This window comes from Thalassospira sp. MCCC 1A03138 (genome assembly GCF_002115785.1).
Classification (GTDB): Bacteria; Pseudomonadota; Alphaproteobacteria; order Rhodospirillales; family Thalassospiraceae; genus Thalassospira.
This window is the reverse complement of record NZ_JFJY01000010.1, coordinates 53,660-72,835: the sequence shown is the minus strand read 5'-3', so window position 1 is coordinate 72,835 and position 19,176 is coordinate 53,660. Positions and strand designations below refer to the sequence as shown.

The window sequence follows — 19,176 nt, the reverse complement described above, 5'->3', positions numbered from 1 at the left end:
AGCGCCTGTGAAACAATGAACATGCCCGATCTGACAATGCCCGACTTTTCCATGCCGGACGTCTTCACATCAACACCGGCGCAAACCGTGATGCTTGACGAGGGTTACGAATTTACCCTGCCCGAACAGCCATGGACCGATGATGACGCCATCGACGTCACCCAGCAGGTCACGGCAAGCTGGAAAAACACCAGCAGCACCGAAAGCGAAACCGGCACATTTCAGGCCCGCCTGTCCCTTGAACGCGACCATGTCCGCATCGTCATGATCGATGATCTGGGCCGTCGCGCGATTGATATCGACTGGTCGACCGAGGCGCTGTTGGTTCAAACCGCCGACTGGCTGCCCAAAACGCTTGATGCCAGGCGCATGCTTGCCGATATCATCATCGTCTATTGGCCGCTCGATGTCGTGCGCGATGCCCTGCCGGGCAATATGTCGATCCGTGAAACCATGGGTGAACGCATGCTTCGCATGGATGACAGTGGCCGCGCCTACGCCCGGATCGAACGCCCGATCCGCGATGTCTGGCAGGGTGTGGCAAACTTGCGCAATGAACGGTTTGGCTATGCCATCACGATCCATTCACAACGGACCGGATCGTCATCATGACGCCGGGTTCGCTCTATCTTTCCGCCCTTGGCATCGTATCGGCCCTTGGCAGCGGGATCGATGAAAGCCGCACGACCCTGTTTGGGGATCGCCCGGCGGATATGATCGCACGCGACGGCTTCCTGCCCGACCGCACCACGATCCTTGGCACCGTCACGCATGATCCCGAACCGCTACCCGATCCCCTTGCCCGTCACGATACCCGCAACAACCGCCTGCTTTGGGCCGCAACCCGACAGATCGAAACCGACATCACCGATCTGATTGCCGATATTGGTCGCGCCCGCATTGGCGTCATCATCGGCACCAGCACATCGGGCATCGAAGAAGGCACAAGTGACTACGAAGCCGCCCTTGATGGCGGTGCCTTCCCCGAAACGTTCCTGTATAGCCATCAGGAAATCGGATCGCCCGCCGATTTCCTGCGCGATGCCTTTGATCTTGGCGGGCCGTCTTATGCGATTTCAACCGCCTGTTCATCAAGCGCCAAGGCCTTCGCCGCCGGGGCGCGCCTGATCAATACCGGGCTGTGCGATGCGGTTCTGGTTGGCGGCGTCGATAGCCTCTGCCGTCTGACCGTGCGCGGCTTTGATGCCCTGCAATCGGTTTCAAACGGCATCTGTAATCCCATGAGCATCAATCGCGATGGCATCAATATCGGCGAAGGGGCCGCGATCTTCATCCTGTGCCGGAATGCCAATCCCGATACGGGTGCCATCGAATTGCTCGGTGTCGGTGAAAGCTCCGACGCCCATCACCCCAATGCCCCGCATCCCGATGGCCGGGGGGCCGCCATGGCCATGCAAAACGCGCTTTCCAATGCCAAACTCAAACCATCCGACATCGCTTATATCAATCTGCATGGCACCGCGACCCCGCTTAATGACGGGATGGAAGCCCGTGCGGTCTGCGATGTTCTCGGCGCCAACGTCCCGGCAAGCTCCACCAAACCCATGACCGGTCATACGCTGGGTGCAGCGGGCGCCATCGAAGCCGCCATGCTCTGGCTCTCGCTTTGCGATGCCGCCGATGGCGCACCCCTGCCGCGTCATATCTGGGATGGTGCGACTGATCCCGAAATTCCCAACATCAATCTGGTGACCAGACCGGGCACGAAATTGCCGCCCGCAGATTGCCTGGCGATGATGAGCAACTCGTTCGCCTTTGGCGGCAGCAACGTCTCGGTCATTCTTGGCCGGGGATGGAACCGGGGGAACCGCGCATGAATGCGTCAGTAAAACCCGCCTTCCCGCCCGTCGAAACACTGGTACCGCACGCGGCCCCAATGCTCCTGATCGACCGCGTTCTCGCCGCCGATGCCGAAAGCCTGACGGCAGAAGTCCGCATCACCAAAAACAGCCTGTTCTTCACCCCCACGCACGGCGTCCCCGCCTATGTCGGGATTGAATATATCGCCCAGTCGGTCGCCGCCTATAGCGGCTGGCGCGCCCAGTCTGCCGCCCCCGGCACAGCACCCAAAATCGGTTATCTGCTCGGCACGCGCAAAATGACCATGGTGTGCGACGGCTTTGCCGATGGCGATGTGCTTGTCATCCATGTGAAAAACATTTTCGAAGACGGCGAAATGGGTGTGTTTGACGGCGAAGTTCGCAAAGGTGACGCAACCCTTGTGAGTGCCCGCATCAATGTCTATCAGCCAAATGATGCCGCATCCGAAACCCCAACCAGCAACCAAGAAACGACAAAGCCATGACAGAAACCATTCTGGTAACAGGTGCAAGCAAGGGGATCGGTGCCGCTACCGCGCGCCGTCTTGCAAGCGACGGTTTTGATATCGTCGTCCATTATCATTCCGATCAAACCGGGGCCGAAGCCGTCCGTGATGATATCATCGCCCTTGGCCGCAATGCCCGCCTGATCCGGTTCGATATCGCCGACCGCGATGCGACGCGTACTGCAATCGAGGCCGACATTGCCGATCATGGCGCACCCTATGGTGTGATCCTCAATGCCGGGCTGACCCGCGATGGACCTTTCCCGGCGCTCGAAGATGATGATTGGGACCGGGTTCTGCACACCAATCTCGATGGCTTTTACAATGTGATCAAACCGCTGATCATGCCGATCATTCAACGGCGCAAGGGCGGGCGGATTGTTGCGCTCACCTCCATCGCCGGGATTGCCGGCAATCGCGGACAGGTGAATTATGCGGCGTCAAAGGCCGGGATCATCGGGGCGGTCAAATCGCTTGCCCTTGAACTCGCCAAACGCAAAATCACCGTTAATGCCGTTGCACCCGGCGTGATCGAAACCCGGATGACCGGCGACCTGCCCGCGGACGAGGTCAAGGCCATGATCCCGATGCGCCGCTACGGCACAACGGACGAGGTCGCGGGCACCATCGCATTTCTGTGCAGCCCCGATGCGTCTTACATCACCCGTCAGGTCATCAGCGTGAATGGGGGCATGTTATGAGCAACACATCCTCCAACCGCCGCGTTGTCGTCACCGGCATGGCGGGCATCACGGCGCTCGGCGATAACTGGGAAACCATTTCATCGCGCATGGCAGCGGGCGAAACCGGCATCCGGCGCATGGATGACTGGGATGGCAAATATGATCTGCGTACCCGCCTTGCCGCCCCGGTGCAGGACTTCACGCTCAAGGGAAAATTCAGCCGCAAACAGCTTCGCAGCATGGGCCGTGTCGCCCAGATGTCGGTCGATGCCACTGACAAGGCACTTGAAATGGCGGGCCTTCGTGATGATACCGCCATCCTGCAGGGCGGGCGTCTTGGCATTGCCTATGGCTCGTCCTTCGGCAGTACCCCGCCCGTTCTCGGCTTCACCCGCCTGATGGAACATGGCGACAGCAACGCCATCACCGCCACCAGCTACATCCAGATGATGAGCCACACGGCAGCCGTCAATATCGGCGTGCTCTATGGCATTTCCGGGCGCATCATCCCGACCTCGACCGCCTGCACATCGGGCAGCATGGGCATCGGATATGCGTATGAGGCGATCAAATTCGGCATGCAGGATCTGATGATCGCGGGCGGGGCGGAGGAACTCTGCCCCACCATGGTCGCCGTGTTCGATACCCTGTTTGCCACAAGTACGTCCAACGACGCCCCGGAACTCTCGCCGCGCCCCTACGATGCAAGGCGCGATGGTCTGGTGATCGGCGAAGGAGCCGGAACACTTATTCTGGAAGAATACGAACATGCCAAGGCCCGCGGGGCGACCATCTATGGCGAAATCGTCGGCTTCGCCAGCAATTCCGACGGCGCACATATCACGCAGCCCGCGGCGGACAAAATGGAAGTCGCCCTTCGCAAATCGCTTGAAACTGCCGGGCTGTCATCATCGGATATCGATATCGTCAATGGCCACGGCACGGCGACCGATCATGGCGACCTCGCCGAAAGCAAGGCGACCCGTGCGGTGTTTGACCGCGCCATTCCGATGCACACGCTCAAGGGCCATTTCGGCCACAGCCTTGGCGCTTGTGGTGCCATCGAAGCATGGCTTGGCCTTGAAATGATGCGCGAAGGCAAATTTGTCGCCACCGCCAACCTTGAACAGGTCGACCCGGAATGCGCCGAACTTGATTACATCTTTGGCGACGCCAGAAGCCTTTCGGCCGAACATATGATGAGCAACAATTTCGCCTTTGGCGGCATCAACACATCCCTGATCTTCCGGCAAATCTGAATTTACCGACCTAACAAAAACCCCGGCATCTGCCGGGGTTTTGCGTTTCAGGCCGCGTTTCTATCTGCCGGGATCGATGCGGTTGCCTCGATCTCGATCAGGGCTTCGTCTTCGACAAGGGCGCTTACCACAACCATCGTCATCGCCGGGAAATTCTTGCCAAGCACGCGGCGATAGGCCTCGCCGACCTCGCGCTGTTTCGCAAGATATTCCTTCTTGTCGACCACATACCATGTCAGCCGTGTCAGATGCTCCGGCCCGCCACCGGCGGCCTCCAGCACATCGACAATATTGCGCAGCGCCTGTTCCATCTGACCGACGAAATCCTTGGCGACAAAGACCTGATCAGCGTTCCAGCCGATCTGCCCGCCGATATAAAGCGGCACCCCGTCGGCCAAGACACCATTTGCGTAACCCTTGGGCGGTTTCCATCCGTCTGGCTGAATGATTTTATGCATCTTTTTCTACCATTTCATTGATTTCGTTGTCGATTTTGGCACGCAAATCATCGGGCCACGGCACCGATTTCCCGGCACCCTTTCTGGTAAACACCAGCGTCGCTGTCATCGAAAGGCGTTGCTCGTCGCCACAGACAGCCGTGATTTCAAGATCAAGGCTTGATCGCCCCAACCGTTTGGGCACCAACCGGAATTCCAGCATCTCGCCAAGGCGGCTTGGCGCGGTAAAACTGATCTGAAGCCCTGCGGTCGGCACCGCCACCTCGTCCACACCATGCATCTGCGCAAAGCTGAACCCGATCCGGGCTTCAAACCATTCTTCGACTGTCGCATTGATCATTTCGAAATAGCGCGGATAAAAAACGATCCCCGCCGGGTCGCAATGCTGAAACAGAACTTTCTGGGCGTAGGTGAATGTCGTCATCTCACACCCCCAGATACCGGTCGGCAAGGTCGTCGGTCAAATCACCGACCGCCCCCGTCCATGCGGTAACGCCCTTTTCGACCACCACATAACGGTCCGCAACGCCCGATAATTCTTTAAGCGACTTGTCGACGACAAGGATCGAAAGGCCCGATTGTTTCAACCGGTTGATCGCAGCCCAAATCTCCTGCCGCACCACCGGTGCCAGCCCCTCGGTCGCTTCATCAAGGATCAGAAGCCTTGGGTTGGTCATCAATGCGCGACCGATGGCCAGCATCTGCTGCTCCCCACCCGAAAGCGTCATCGCCTTCTGATCGCGCCGCTCGGCAAGCCGCGGGAACAGGTCCGCCACCCGGTCAAAATCCCATTCCCCGGCGCGTGCCGCCGCCATCAGGTTTTCCATCACGCTTAACCGCGCAAAGCACCGCCGCCCTTCGGGGACAAGCCCGATGCCAAGCCGGGCTGCCTTATGCGATGGCAGTTTTGCAAGGTCGGTATCAGCAAAGCGGACCTCGCCATCCCGGTGGCTCATCATCCGGCAGATGGTCTTGATCGTCGTGGTCTTGCCCATGCCGTTGCGCCCCATAAGCGCAACCGCCTCGCCCTCATTCACGATCAGATCGACGCCAAACAATGCCTGCGACGCACCATAAAATGCGGTGATGCCTGATACTTCCAGAAGTGCGCTCATGATCAGGCTTCCTCCCCCAAGTACGCCCGCTTGACGTCTTCATTGCCACGAATATCGTCAACCGTGCCGGTCGCAATCACCCGCCCATAAACCAGAACCGAAATCCGGTCGGCGAGCGCAAAAACCGCGTCCATATCATGTTCGACCAGAAGGATCGGCGCTTCTGCCCGCAATCCGTCAAGGAACCCGGTCAGGCGTTTCGATCCTTCCGGCCCCATGCCCGCCATCGGCTCATCCAGCAAGAAGGCACGCGGCTTAAGCGCCAACGCAACCGCCATTTCAAGCTGCCGACGTTCGCCGTGCGATATGTCAGCGGCCCGCATCTGGGCCCGGTCGGCAAGGCCAACCCGCTCCAGTTGCGCCATCGCCGGTTCCAGAAGCGACGCATCGCTTAGAACCGGCTTGAAAAACCGGAAGATTTTCCCGCTGACCGATTGCTGCGCCAAAACGACGTTCTGAAGCACAGAGAATTCCGGCATAAGCGACGACACCTGAAATGTCCGCGCCAACCCCATGCGGGATCGCTCCACCGCATCCAGATCACCGATATCACGCCCGGCAAAGCGGATGTCACCACTATCGGATTTGATCTCGCCCGCGATCTGCTTGATCAGGGTGGATTTCCCCGCCCCGTTCGGCCCGATCAGGGCATGGATTTCACCGGGCATAAGGTCCAGCGACACATTGTCACTCGCCAGCAACGCGCCAAACTGCTTGGTGACATTGGATAGTGAAAGAATGGCTTCAGGCATGTTTGCGCTCCCCCGCCAGAAGGCCGATCAGGCCACCGCGTGCAAACAGCACCACCACCAGCAACAGAATACCCAGCGGCAATTGCCAATATTCAAACATGCCGCCCAGAAGATGTTCCAGAATGATGTAAAGTGCCGCTCCCGCAACCGGACCAAACAGCCGCCCGACCCCGCCAAGAATGACAAACACCATGATTTCACCCGACATATGCCATGACAGCATCGACGGGCTGACAAACCGGTTCAGATCGGCATAAAGCGCACCGGCCCATGCGGTAATCATCGCCGAAATCACAAACGCCACCAGCCGCACACGGAACGGCGCAATGCCAATCGCCATCATGCGCTGGCTGTTTTGCCGCGCCCCATGCAGGGCCAAACCAAACCGCGACCGGATCAGAACGGCTGAAAACGCAATCGCAACACCCAGCATCGCGGCACACAGCGCAAAGAAGCTGATCGGATCAAGCGTGTTCAGGCCCGGGAAACTGTTGCGCACATAAATCGAAAGCCCGTCTTCCCCGCCATAGGCCGGCCAGGAAATCGCGAAATAATAGATCATCTGCGCAAAGGCCAGCGTGATCATGATGAAATAGACCCCGCTAGTCCGAAGCGTGATCGCCCCGATCAGAAGCGCCACCAAAGCCGATGCGATCAAGGCCACGATCCAGATGACAATCATCTGTGTCGTACCGTTGATTTCAAACGGTGCCGTCATGATCGGCTCGTAATTCAGCGCATGGCTGGCAAGGATACCGGCGGCATAGCCCCCGATCCCGAAAAACGCCGCATGGCCAAATGATACAAGCCCGCCATAGCCAAGTGCGATGTTAAGCCCGACCCCCGCCATGCCAAGGATCGCAACCTTGGTCGCAAGGGTAATGATAAACGGCTCGCCCATGATCTGTGCGATCACCGGCACCGCAATCAGCAACGCCGCCAGAACGATATTAAGGATGGTTTCGCGGTTCATGCTCATATCAGGCTTCCGTCCCGAACAAACCGCTTGGCCGCAGGAAAAGCACCAGCGCCATAACGATATAAATCAGCATCGATGCAAGGGCCGACCCAATCGCCGTCGCACTTGCCGGATCGAAAAATGCCTCGAACCCGATGGGCAATAAAAACCGCCCCATCGTGTCGGTAAAACCAACCAGAAGCGATCCGATCAACGCCCCCTTGATCGACCCGATCCCGCCAATCACGATAACAACGAATGCCAAAATCAGAACCGGTTCGCCCATGCCGACCTGTACCGATTGCGTCGTGCCGACAAACGCACCCGCCAACCCGGCCAAGGCCGCGCCAAGGGCGAAAACAACCGTGTAAAGCCGGTCGATATTGATCCCCAGTGCCGCAATCATTTCGCGGTCGGCTTCACCGGCGCGAATGCGCGTGCCAAGTCGCGTCTTGCCAATCAGGGCAAAAAGACCCGCCGCCACGATCAGACCGGCAACAATAATCGCCAGCCGGAAAATCGGATATTCCGATCCACCGGGCATCGTCACCGTGCCAGAAAGGGCTTCGGGGACATTTAAAAACAGCGGGAAAGACCCGAAAATCCACCGGGTGCCTTCGGAAAAAATAAGAATAAGCGCAAATGTCGCCAGCACCTGATCAAGGTGATCACGTTTATAAAGCCTGCGGATCACCAGCATCTCGACCAGCGCCCCCGCAAGGGCGGCCGCCATCAAACTCGCGACAAGCCCCAGCCAGAATGAACCGGTCCATGCTGCCACGGCCGCGCACGCAAACGCGCCCACCATATAAAGCGACCCGTGCGCCAGATTGATCAGCCCCATGACACCAAAAACAAGCGTCAGACCCGATGCCATCAGAAACAGCATGACCCCCGACTGAAGGCCGTTCAGAAGCTGCTCCAGAAATAAAGAAAACATAAAGGAAAACTCCGTCGCAAGATGGCGGGCATCAGCCCCGGAAACCGGGCACGAATGCCCGCCGAACTTGCCAGTCTATGAAACAGACTTCGTCGTTACATCGCACATTCCGATGCATAGGCATCGGCATGATCGATAAGGGCTGTGCCAATGATCTTGTTGGTCAGAACGTCGCCTTCCTTCACCACTTCACGGACATAAATGTCCTGGATCGGATGCTGGTTCGGGCCAAAGATGAATTTGCCACGGACGGAATTGAAGTCCGCCGCACGCAGCGCATCACGGAATGCGTCGGCATCCTTGACGTCTGCCTTGCCCATTGCCGACAGCAACAGATTGGCGGTGTCAAAGCCATATGACGCATAGATCGACGGCAGGCGGCCATATTCCGCCTGGAAGGTTTCGACAAACGCCTTGTTGGTGTCGTTGTCGATGTCCTTGGACCAGTTGGCGGTATTTTTGATGCCAATCGCCGCATCGCCAATCGCGCCCAGAATGCCCTGATCCAGCGAGAATGCCGGACCGATCAGCGGAATATCCACACCCGACTGGGCATACTGTTTCATGAACGCAATGCCCATGCCGCCCGGCAGGAAGAAGAACACGCTATCCGCACCCGATGCACGAATCTGTGCGATTTCGGCGGCATAGTCGGTCTGGCCAAGCTTGGTGTAAACCTCGCCCGATACATCCCCCAGATAGAAACGCTTGAAACCGGCGATGGAATCCTTGCCTGCCGGATAGTTCGGCGCCATCACAAAGGTTTTCTCGTAACCGGCACTGGTCGCATAACCGCCTGCGGCTTCATGCAAATTGTCGTTCTGGTACGAAACGCTGAAGTAATTCTTGTTGCAGCCCTTGCCCGCCAATTGCGACGGTGCGGCATTGACCGAAAGATAAAACTTGTCCTGTGCCACCGCCGACGGCACCACCGCCATCGCCAGGTTCGACCAGATAATACCGGTCAGGACATCGACCTTCTCGCTCTGGATCATTTTATCGGCAAGCTGAACCGCGATATCGGGTTTCTGCTGATCGTCTTCGATCACAACCGTCAGGTCCGGGTTATTGGCCTGCTTGACCGCCAGCATGAAACCATCGCGCGCGTCGATGCCAAGCCCCGCACCGCCACCCGAAAGGGTCGTGATCATGCCAACCTTGACCGGCTCGGCCTGTGCCGCCCCCGCCATCAAAAGCGCAGCCAAAGCTGCGATTGTCGTCTTAGTGCCCTTCATTAAAGCCTCCGTGTTTATGTTTTTATCTACTCAGCAACATCGGCATTCCGTGACTTTGTTGTTTTTTGTCACGGACTTATCGACCTGATGCCTGCCCCTGATTTTGCAGTGTTCCATCAGGCCCGTCCATCCTCAAAGCGTGGTTCGCACCCGCCAGAGTTCCGGAAACAGTTCAACTTCCAGCATTTTTTTAAGGTAACTCACCCCGCCGGTCCCCCCGGTCCCGCGTTTGAAGCCAATGACGCGCTCCACCGTGGTCACATGGTTGAACCGCCAACGCCGGAAATAATCCTCAAAATCCACCAGCTTCTCGGCCAGCTCATAAAGCGGCCAATGCTTTTCAGGCGCGCTGTAAACCGCATGCCACGCCGCAATCACATCGTCATGTGCCGCGTATGGCGCGCTGACATCACGTGATAAAACCTCGTCTGGCACCGCAATCCCCTCGCGCGCCAAAAGCGCCAGCGCCTCGTCATAAAGGCTGGGCGTTGCCAGTTCGGCCTTCAGCATCTCGGTAATGTCGTCACGGTGCGCATGCGGGCGCAACATCGCATGGTTCCGATTGCCCAGCATGAATTCGATCTGGCGATACTGATATGACTGGAAACCCGACGACGGGCCCAGCGCATCGCGAAACGTCGTATAGTCGCTGGGCGTCATGGTCCGCAAAACGTCCCACGCATTGTTCAATTGCTCGAATATGCGCGATACCCGCGCCAGCATCTTGAATGCCGGTTGCAGGCGACCTTCGCGGATGGCATCACGTGCGGCGGTAATTTCCCGGATCGCAAGCTTCATCCACAATTCGGATGTCTGATGCTGAATGATGAACAGCAATTCATCCTGCGCATCGGTCAATGGGTGCTGGGCTGTTAATACCGCATCAAGCGCCAGATAATCGCCATACGACATCTGATCGGAAAAATCGGTGCGCGCACCCTCGGTGCTGGGGTCATAGGGCTGGTTCATCGGGCAGCCGTTATTTTTGGCTTTATCGCTCATGTCACGGCATTCCTTTTGTGGAATTCCGGCTTGTCCCAGGCCCGCGTTTCCATGATCTCGGCCAGAATCTTCACCGCGCCATCAACATCATTGTTGTCGATATAAAGCGGGGTAAAGCCGAACCGGATGATATCGGGTGCCCTGAAATCACCAATCACGCCGCGCGCAATCAAGGCCTGCATCACCGCATAGCCATCTTCAAACCTGAACGATACCTGCGATCCGCGCAGGGTCGCATCCCGCGGGCTTGCCAGTTCCAGCATCGGGCAGCTTGCCTCGACCCCGGCGATGAACTGCTCGCAAAGCTCGATGCTGCGCGCCCGGATATCGGCCATCTCGACCCCATCCCACGCCTTCATCGCTTCTTCCAGAACCGTCATCTGAATGACCGGTGGCGTGCCGACCCGCATCCGCGAAACATCGGGTGCCGGGCTGTATTCAAGGTCAAAGGCAAACGGGGCCGCATGACCAAGCCATCCCGACAATGCCGGGCGCACGGTCTTCGCATGATCGGGCCGGACATAAATAAATGCCGGCGCACCGGGGCCACCGTTAAGGTATTTATAGGTACAACCGACCGCAAAATCGGCCTCACATCCCGCAAGGTCGACCGGAACCGCCCCCGCCGAATGCGCCAAATCCCAGATCACAATCGCGCCCGCATCATGGGCCAGCTTCGTGATCCGTTTCATGTCATACATCCGCCCGGTGCGGTAATCGACATGGGTCAACATCAAAACCGCCAAGTCCTCGTTGATCAGGCTTTCGACATCTTCCGGGTTTGGCGTCTTAAGCACATGGCCCTTATCAAGGCTTTTGATCAGCCCATCGGCGATATAAAGGTCGGTCGGGAAATTGCCATTGTCGGAAACCACCACCTTACGATCCGGGTTCATTTCAAGCGCACTGGCAAGCGCCTGATAAACCTTGATCGACAAAGTATCGCCCATCACTACCGTACCCGGCGCCGCCCCGATCAGACGCGCGACCAGATCGCCAACGCGTTTGGGCTGCTCCATCCACCCGGCATCATTCCAGCCGCGAATAAGCATCTCGCCCCATTCGTCACTGATCATGGATTTGGCGCGCGCGGCCGCCGTTTTCGGCATCGCGCCCAATGAATTACCATCAAGGTAAATCACCCCGTCAGGGATATGGAACAAGGCTTTGGTGGCGGCAAAGTCAATCATGCAGACATTTCCTGTTTCAGGCGGAATCGCTGGATTTTTCCAGTCGCGGTTTTCGGTAACGCGTCGATAAACAGGATCGAACGCGGATATTTATAAGGTGCAATCGTCGCCTTGACATGATCCTGCAAAAGCTTCGCCATTTCGGGTGACGGATTGGCATTCGGGGTCAATACCACATGCGCCTGCACGATATAACCGCGTTCCTCGTCAGCAGCCGCCACCACCGCACATTCCGCCACATCCGGGTGCGCCAGCAACGCTGCCTCGACTTCAGGACCGGCAATGTTATAGCCCGACGAGACGATCATATCGTCATTACGCGCGGCAAAATGGAAATAGCCGTCGCTATCGACAAAAAACGCATCCCCCGTCAGGTTCCAGCCATCACGCACATAGCCATGCTGCCGATCATCGGCCAGATACCGGCACCCGGTCGGCCCGCGCACCGCAAGCTTGCCAATCGTGCCAACCGGCAATTCGTTCATTTCATCATCAACGATCCGGGCTTCATATCCGCCCACCGGTCGCCCGGTGCAGGCCGGATGACTGTCGCCAAACCGGTTGGAAATAAAGATATGCAGCATCTCGGTCGCGCCAATCCCGTCCAGCATCGGCTTGCCGGTCTTTTCCATCCATGCCTTGTAAACCGGTGCGGGCAATGTCTCGCCCGCCGAAACCGCAGCGCGCAGCGACGATAAATCCGCCCCGTCTTCCATCGCGGCCAGCATCGCCCGATACGCCGTCGGCGCGGTAAAGCACACGGTTGCCTTATAGGTTTCGATAATCTCGATCATGTTGGGCGGCGATGCCTTTTCAAGCAACGTCGCGGTTGCCCCGAAGCGCAACGGGAAAACGGCCAACCCGCCAAGCCCAAAGGTAAAGGCAAGCGGCGGCGATCCGACAAACACGTCATCGGGCGTCACATTCAGGACTTCCTTGGCATAACCATCGGCAATGATCAGAAGATCACGATGGAAATGCATGGTGGCCTTTGGCTCCCCCGTCGTTCCCGATGTGAAACCCAGCAACGCCACATCATCGCGCCCGGTCTTGACCGCCTCATATTTCACCGATTTGGTCAGTGCGATGCGATCAAGCTCCGCGTCATGATTGGCCGTACCGTCAAAGCCGATGACTTTCTTAAGGAATTTGCTGTCCTTGGCACACGCCACCAGCTCATCCATCAGCCGCGTATCGCAAAGGGCAAATTCGATCTCGGCCTTGTCAACGATCTGCGCCAGTTCACCGGCACGCAGCATCGGCATGGTATTGACGACAACCGCCCCCGCCTTGGTCGCGGCCAGCCAGCAGGCCACCATAGCCGGATTATTGGCCGACCGGATCAAAATCCGGTTGCCGGGCTTGACGCCATAATCCTCGGCCAGCGCATGGGCAATGCGGTTGGTCCAGTCGGATAATTCCTTGTATGTCCGCTGGCGGCCATTGCCGATCAGGGCGGTATTATCGCCAAATCCCTGTTCGACCATCCGGTCGGTCAGCTCGACCCCGGCATTGAGATATTCGGGATACTGAAACTTTTCGAGGTTAAAGACCGGCCAACTTTCGACCGGTGGAAGATTGTCCCTTGCGAACGTATCGCTATGTGCGGTCGGACCCAGAACGTGCGACATGGTTAAGCCCCTGATACAGCTATTTTTGTGCCAGCGTTTGCCGTGCAATGATTATTTTTTGGACGTCTGACGCGCCTTCATAAATCCGAAGGGCGCGAATTTCCCGATACAGCGTTTCAACGATGTGACCAGAACGCACACCATCGCCGCCATGTATTTGTACCGCCTTGTCGATGACGGTTTGGGCATGATCGGTTGAATAAAGTTTTGCCATTGCGGCCTCGCGCGACACCCGTGCGGCCCCGCTATCCTTAAGCCACGCGGCGCGATACACCAGAAGCGCACTGGCATCGACATCAAGCGCCATGTCGGCCACATGCCCCTGCACCATCTGCAAATCAAAAAGCGGCGCGCCAAACAATTCGCGGGACTGAACGCGATTAATGGTTTCGTCCAACGCACGACGGGCAAAGCCGAGTGCGGCGGCGGCAACAGTCGACCGGAACACGTCCAGAACCGACATCGCGATCTTGAACCCTTCGCCGGGCAAGCCAATGAGCGCGGTCGCCGGAATACGGCAATCATCAAATTTCAACCGCGCCAACGGATGCGGCGCAATGGTTTCAAGCCGCTCGGCAATCGAAAGGCCCGGTGTGTTGGCGGGTACCAGAAACGACGAAAGCCCCTTGGCCCCCGGTGCCTCGCCGGTGCGGGCAAAGACGCAATAAAAATCAGCAATCCCGCCATTGGAAATCCAGGTTTTCTCGCCACTCAGGACGAAATCGCTGCCATCCGCACGGGCTTCCAGCGCGATATTGGCAACGTCCGATCCCGATTGCGGTTCGGTCAGAGCAAAGGCGGCAATCGCCTTGCCGGACCGGACTTTCGGCAGGATCTCTGCGCGCTGCGCCCTGGTGCCAAACAGCGAAATCGCCCCGCTGCCAAGCCCCTGCATGGCAAAGGCAAAATCGGCCAGCCCATCATAACGCGCCAGCGTCTCCCGGATCAGGCAAAGCGACCGGACATCAAGTTTTGCGCCATCAATTTCGGGGTCAATGGCGGCATGTTTCAGCCACCCGCCATCGTTAAGCCGCGCCACCAGATCGCGGCACGCCGCATCGACATCATGATGATCAATACCGTCAAGATTGGCCGCCGCCCACGCATCAAGCCGTGCGGCAAGGTCGCGGTGCCGGTCTTCGAAAAACGGCCAGTCAAGATAGGACGTATCAGCCATCAGTTCCCCTCGAACACCGGTTTTTCCTTGGCGACAAATGCCTTATAGGCGCGATTGAAATCCTCGGTCTGCATGCAGATTGCCTGCGCCTGTGCTTCGGCCTCAATCGCCTGTTCGATCCCCATATTCCATTCCTGCGCCAGCATGGTTTTCGTCATCATGTGACCGAAATTCGGGCCTTCGGAAATCCGGGTTGCAAGCGCAATCGCCTCGGCCTCCAGAACGTCCCCCTCGACCAGCCGGTTATAAAAGCCCCACCGCTCGCCCTCATCGGCCGACATCGAACGGCCCGTATATAAAAGCTCGGCCGCCCGGCCCTGCCCGATGATACGCGGCAGGATCGCACATGCCCCCATGTCACAGCCCGCAAGCCCGACACGGGTAAACAGAAACGCCGTTTTCGATACCGGGGTCGCAATGCGCAAATCGGATGCCATGGCAATGATCGCCCCCGCACCAACGCAAATGCCATCCACCGCTGCAATCACCGGCTTGCCACAGCCAATGATCGCCTTGACCAGATCGCCGGTCATGCGGGTAAATTCCAGAAGCCCCTTCATGTCCTTGTCGATCAGCGGGCCGATAATGTCGTGCACATCCCCACCCGAACAGAAATTGCCACCGTTCGATCCAAACACCACCGCCTTGATATCATCGGCATAAACCAGATCACGGAACGTATCGCGAAGCTCGGCATAACTTTCGAACGTCAGCGGGTTTTTGCGTTCCGGCCGATCCAGCGAAATGACCGCAACGTCGCCTTCCATGCGCCAGTTGAAATGCTTTGGCGTGATGTTTGCCATCTTAGTCATGGTGCGCCTCGTTATGATGATAAACAGTCCGAAGAATACGGATCAGGGCATCGGCATCATGGGCCGACAGATCGGAAAACAGCTCGGACACCCAGCCTTCATGCACAAGGGCCCGCTCGGCAAAATCCTTTTCGCCCGCTTCCGTCAGGCGCACGATCGATGCCCGGCGATCATTTTCAACCGGCACCCGGACCAGCATCCCCTCTGTCACCAGACGATCAACAATGCCGGTGACATTGCCGTTTGATACCATAAGCGCACTTGAAAGCTCGCTCATGCGCATCCCGTCGCGGGACCGGTAAAGGGCGGCCATCACGTCAAAGCGCGGCAAGGTGGACCCGAATTCAAGGCGCATCTTCTCGCGAAGTTCGCCCTCGATCTTGCGCGACACTTTCAGGATTTGCAGCCACGCCCGAAGGCGCGCCTTTGAGATATCCGATGTTTCATTGTGCGGCATATCGGGATCGCGGACTGTCTTATCCATATTCATATCTCTCCTCCCGATACCGAAATCGCCTGTCCGGTGATCGATGCGGCCTGGCTGCTTGCCAGCCACATCACGGTCTCGGCCACTTCTTCGGGTTGGATGAACCGGTTCTGCGGATTGATCTTCGCAAGGCTTGCGCGTGCGTCTTCCGCACTCATGCCGGTTTTCGCAACGATATTGGCAACCGATTGTTCAAGCATCGGTGTTTCCATGAAACCGGGGCAAACCGCATTGACCGTGATCGGCGTTGATGCAAGTTCGGTCGCAAGGCTTTTGACAAGCCCGATAACCGCATGTTTCGCCGCGCAATAGGCGGTGACATATGCATAGCCCTTAAGCCCCGCCGTCGATGCAATCGAAATCAACCGCCCCGGCCTGGCGCGATCCATCACGTTCAATCCTTCGCGGAACGTCAAAAACGTGCCCGTAAGGTTCACATCCATCGTGCGCTTCCAAAGGTCGATGGATGTTTTGCCAAATGGCGCGCTTTCGGCCATGCCCGCATTGGCAATCACCAGATCGGGCGCGCCGATCACATCGCAAAATGTGCCAAACATCGCACGCACCGATGCCTCATCCGTCACATCGGCGGGAATGGCGGTGATATTGGGATGTTTTGCCACCTCGGCCAGCATCTCGGGCCTGCGGCCTGATACCGCGACCTTGCCCCCGGCATCGGCCAGCATACGGGCCATCACGGCCCCCACACCCGTCCCGCCGCCGGTAATCAATGCTGTGCTGATGGCAAGGTTTCCCATGGGTTACACCTTCCCGGTCATGACGTCGGATCGTTCCGCCAGACGCCACATCTGATCACGCCCTGCATGGTATGGTTCCGGCCAGTTTTCCGTCCGGTTGCCAAGCCCGGCTGCCGCATGCAGCGTCCAGTACGGATCGGCCAGATGCGGCCGCGCAAGGCACACAAGGTCCGCCCGTCCCGCCATCAGGATCGAATTGACGTGATCAGGCTCGTAAATATTGCCAACCGCCATGGTTGCCATATGCGCTTCGTTCCTGATCCGGTCGGAAAACGGCGTCTGGAACATGCGGCCATAAACCGGGCGTGCGGCCTTGGTCGTCTGACCGGCCGACACGTCACAGATATCAACATCATGAGCCTGCAACATCCGGGCGATCTCAACCGCTTCTTCGGGTGTCACGCCCTCATCCCCGACCCAGTCATTGGCCGAAATACGCACCGATAACGGCTTGTGCGTCGGCCATGCGGCACGCACCGCATCAATCACTTCCAACGGATAACGCATCCGGTTTTCAAGCGACCCGCCATATTCATCCGCCCGCTTGTTGCTGACCGGGCTGATGAACGAAGACAGAAGATACCCGTGGGCTGCATGGACCTCGATCATGTCAAAGCCCGCCCGATCCGCCATTTCGGCGGCTGCAACAAACTGATCGCGCACCCTATCCATGTCATCGCGCGTCATCGGTTTTGGCGTCTGGTTGCGATCCGACCACGCAATATCGGATGCCGACATGATCGGCCAGTTACCCGATTTCAGCGGCGCATCCATTTCCTCCCAGCCAAGCTGGGTCGAACCCTTGCGCCCGGAATGGCCGATCTGCGCACAGATTTTGGCATCCGTTTCGGAATGCACGAAATCGGTAATCCGTTTCCATGCCGCTTCGTGCGACGGATCATAAAAACCGGGGCAACCCGGCGTGATGCGGCCGGTGTCGGAAACGCACGTCATTTCGGTATAAACCAGCCCCGCACCACCCTTGGCCCGTTCGGCATAATGCACCAGATGCCAGTCGGTCGGGCAGCCATCCACCGCCTTGTACTGCGCCATCGGCGACACCACGATGCGGTTCTTAAGCTTCATGTCGCGCAATGTAAACGGCACGAACATCGGGTGACGGACTTCATCATTTGCCGGAATGCCCGCCTTGCGCTGGAACCATCCTTCGGCATCTTTCAGCCACTTGGCATCGCGCATACGCAGGTTCTCATGGCTGATGCGCTGCGATCGGGTCAGAAGCGAATAGGTAAACTGCACCGGATCGAAATGGAAATACCGCTCGATCTCCTCGAACCATTCCATCGAATTGCGTGCCGCTGATTGCAGGCGCAAGACCTCCAACCGGCGTTCGTCTTCATATTTGGCAAAGGCGGATGGAAGGTCGGCCTCGGAATGCAGGTAATTGGCAAGCCCGATGGCGCTTTCAAGCGCAAGCTTGGTCCCCGATCCGATGGAAAAATGCGCGGTCGCCGCCGCATCGCCCATAAGGACGATATTTTCATGCGACCATGTTTTGCACAAAACCCGGGGGAAGCTCAACCACGCCGAACCGCGCACATGATGCGCATTGCTGATAAGGGCATGACCGCCAAGATGGTCTTTGAAGATTTCCTCGCAGGTGGCAATCGACTCTTCCTTGGTCATGTCGCCGAAACCATAGGCTTCCCAGGTCGCTTGCGAACATTCGACGATAAAGGTCGCGGTCTTGTCATCAAACTGATAGGCGTGCGCCCAGACCCAGCCCTTGTCGGTTTTCTCGAAAATAAAGGTAAAGGCATCATCGAATTTCTGATGCGTGCCCAGCCAGACAAACTTGCATTTCCGCGTATCGATATCGGGCTGGAATTTATCGGCAAACTCGGTGCGGGTTTTGGAATTAAGCCCGTCGGATGCGACGACAAGGTCAAATTCCTTGGCATAATGCGCGGCACTCTCGGCCTCGGTCTCGAACCGAAGCTCAACACCCAACTCGCGTGCGCGCTGCTGCAACAGGATCAAAAGCTGCTTGCGCCCGATGCCACAAAAACCATGCCCGGTCGATACGGTCTTTTCGCCGCGATACAGAACCGCAACATCATCCCAATATGAAAAATGCGCCCGGATCGCCTCGGCACTTTTGGCATCGTTCTGCGCCAGATTGGTCAGCGTCTCGTCCGACAGGACAACGCCCCAGCCAAACGTGTCATCGGGCTTGTTACGCTCGATCACCACGACCTCATGGCCGGGATCACGCAATTTCATCGAAATCGCAAAATAAAGCCCCGCAGGACCGCCACCCAAACAAGCTATTCTCACCTGATTTTCCCTTCTTGATATGGGGGTCTTTGCCCCGGTTGTTTTGGGAAACTTCAAAAACGGTACGCCTGCCC

General features: G+C 57.8%; 20 protein-coding genes. 5 read left to right on the top strand and 15 right to left on the bottom strand.

Annotation, left to right across the window (positions count from 1 at the left end):
* Positions 1–21: 21 nt before the first annotated feature.
* From TH468_RS18315 to TH468_RS18295, 5 genes are read left to right on the top strand one after another with little or no spacing between them, the layout of a single operon-like run.
* On the top strand, positions 22–612 hold the full coding sequence (locus TH468_RS18315; protein ID WP_168177185.1) for a DUF3261 domain-containing protein: 591 nt from the start codon (positions 22–24) through the stop codon (positions 610–612).
* The gene (locus TH468_RS18310) at positions 609–1,838 is read left to right on the top strand and encodes a beta-ketoacyl-[acyl-carrier-protein] synthase family protein (protein WP_085645988.1); all 1,230 of its coding nucleotides are present in this window, start codon (positions 609–611) and stop codon (positions 1,836–1,838) included. The genes TH468_RS18315 and TH468_RS18310 overlap by 4 nt, the downstream gene beginning before the upstream one ends.
* On the top strand, positions 1,835–2,326 hold the full coding sequence (locus TH468_RS18305; RefSeq protein WP_168177184.1) for a 3-hydroxydecanoyl-ACP dehydratase: 492 nt from the start codon (positions 1,835–1,837) through the stop codon (positions 2,324–2,326). The genes TH468_RS18310 and TH468_RS18305 overlap by 4 nt, the downstream gene beginning before the upstream one ends.
* The gene (gene fabG, locus TH468_RS18300) at positions 2,323–3,048 is read left to right on the top strand and encodes a 3-oxoacyl-ACP reductase FabG (protein WP_085645986.1); all 726 of its coding nucleotides are present in this window, start codon (positions 2,323–2,325) and stop codon (positions 3,046–3,048) included. The genes TH468_RS18305 and fabG overlap by 4 nt, the downstream gene beginning before the upstream one ends.
* Positions 3,045–4,289, top strand: coding sequence for a beta-ketoacyl-ACP synthase (locus tag TH468_RS18295; RefSeq protein ID WP_085645985.1), 1,245 nt, complete (start codon positions 3,045–3,047; stop codon positions 4,287–4,289). Before fabG ends, TH468_RS18295 begins: the two co-directional genes overlap by 4 nt.
* 47 nt (positions 4,290–4,336) lie before the next feature.
* Here TH468_RS18295 and TH468_RS18290 read toward each other — a convergent pair whose 3' ends face one another.
* The 15 genes from TH468_RS18290 to TH468_RS18220 form a co-directional block, all read right to left on the bottom strand.
* A complete protein-coding gene (locus tag TH468_RS18290) occupies positions 4,337–4,747 on the bottom strand; it encodes a RidA family protein (RefSeq protein WP_037992735.1) in 411 nt (136 codons plus the stop codon).
* Positions 4,740–5,171: a thioesterase family protein gene (locus TH468_RS18285; RefSeq protein WP_085645984.1), complete on the bottom strand. Its 432-nt coding sequence runs from the start codon at positions 5,169–5,171 to the stop codon at positions 4,740–4,742. The genes TH468_RS18290 and TH468_RS18285 overlap by 8 nt, the downstream gene beginning before the upstream one ends.
* 1 nt (position 5,172) lies before the next feature.
* Positions 5,173–5,862 carry an ABC transporter ATP-binding protein gene (locus TH468_RS18280; RefSeq protein ID WP_063094840.1) on the bottom strand — a complete coding sequence of 230 codons (690 nt, stop codon included), beginning with the start codon at positions 5,860–5,862 and terminating at the stop codon, positions 5,173–5,175.
* A gap of 2 nt (positions 5,863–5,864) precedes the next feature.
* A complete protein-coding gene (locus TH468_RS18275) occupies positions 5,865–6,614 on the bottom strand; it encodes an ABC transporter ATP-binding protein (RefSeq protein WP_085645983.1) in 750 nt (249 codons plus the stop codon).
* A complete protein-coding gene (locus TH468_RS18270) occupies positions 6,607–7,593 on the bottom strand; it encodes a branched-chain amino acid ABC transporter permease (RefSeq protein WP_062953520.1) in 987 nt (328 codons plus the stop codon). The genes TH468_RS18275 and TH468_RS18270 overlap by 8 nt, the downstream gene beginning before the upstream one ends.
* Before the next feature lies 1 nt (position 7,594).
* On the bottom strand, positions 7,595–8,512 hold the full coding sequence (locus TH468_RS18265) for a branched-chain amino acid ABC transporter permease (RefSeq protein WP_062953519.1): 918 nt from the start codon (positions 8,510–8,512) through the stop codon (positions 7,595–7,597).
* Between the two features lie 95 nt (positions 8,513–8,607).
* Positions 8,608–9,747 carry an ABC transporter substrate-binding protein gene (locus TH468_RS18260; protein WP_062953518.1) on the bottom strand — a complete coding sequence of 380 codons (1,140 nt, stop codon included), beginning with the start codon at positions 9,745–9,747 and terminating at the stop codon, positions 8,608–8,610.
* A gap of 132 nt (positions 9,748–9,879) precedes the next feature.
* Positions 9,880–10,749 (bottom strand): tryptophan 2,3-dioxygenase, encoded by an 870-nt coding sequence (gene kynA / locus TH468_RS18255; protein WP_139834761.1) that lies wholly within the window; start codon positions 10,747–10,749, stop codon positions 9,880–9,882.
* Positions 10,746–11,939: a kynureninase gene (kynU, locus tag TH468_RS18250; protein WP_085645982.1), complete on the bottom strand. Its 1,194-nt coding sequence runs from the start codon at positions 11,937–11,939 to the stop codon at positions 10,746–10,748. The genes kynA and kynU overlap by 4 nt, the downstream gene beginning before the upstream one ends.
* The gene (locus TH468_RS18245) at positions 11,936–13,570 is read right to left on the bottom strand and encodes an AMP-binding protein (RefSeq protein WP_085645981.1); all 1,635 of its coding nucleotides are present in this window, start codon (positions 13,568–13,570) and stop codon (positions 11,936–11,938) included. Before TH468_RS18245 ends, kynU begins: the two co-directional genes overlap by 4 nt.
* A 19-nt stretch (positions 13,571–13,589) precedes the next feature.
* Complete coding sequence (locus TH468_RS18240; RefSeq protein ID WP_085645980.1) at positions 13,590–14,747, bottom strand: acyl-CoA dehydrogenase family protein; 1,158 nt, start codon at positions 14,745–14,747, stop codon at positions 13,590–13,592.
* On the bottom strand, positions 14,747–15,559 hold the full coding sequence (locus tag TH468_RS18235) for an enoyl-CoA hydratase family protein (protein ID WP_082832698.1): 813 nt from the start codon (positions 15,557–15,559) through the stop codon (positions 14,747–14,749). Before TH468_RS18235 ends, TH468_RS18240 begins: the two co-directional genes overlap by 1 nt.
* A complete protein-coding gene (locus TH468_RS18230; RefSeq protein WP_240478889.1) occupies positions 15,552–16,043 on the bottom strand; it encodes a MarR family winged helix-turn-helix transcriptional regulator in 492 nt (163 codons plus the stop codon). Before TH468_RS18230 ends, TH468_RS18235 begins: the two co-directional genes overlap by 8 nt.
* Positions 16,044–16,045: 2 nt before the next feature.
* Positions 16,046–16,804, bottom strand: a complete 759-nt coding sequence (locus tag TH468_RS18225; RefSeq protein ID WP_085645979.1) for an SDR family NAD(P)-dependent oxidoreductase — start codon at positions 16,802–16,804, stop codon at positions 16,046–16,048.
* Between the two features lie 3 nt (positions 16,805–16,807).
* On the bottom strand, positions 16,808–19,102 hold the full coding sequence (locus tag TH468_RS18220) for a bifunctional salicylyl-CoA 5-hydroxylase/oxidoreductase (protein WP_085646037.1): 2,295 nt from the start codon (positions 19,100–19,102) through the stop codon (positions 16,808–16,810).
* Between the last annotated feature and the right edge of the window lie 74 nt (positions 19,103–19,176).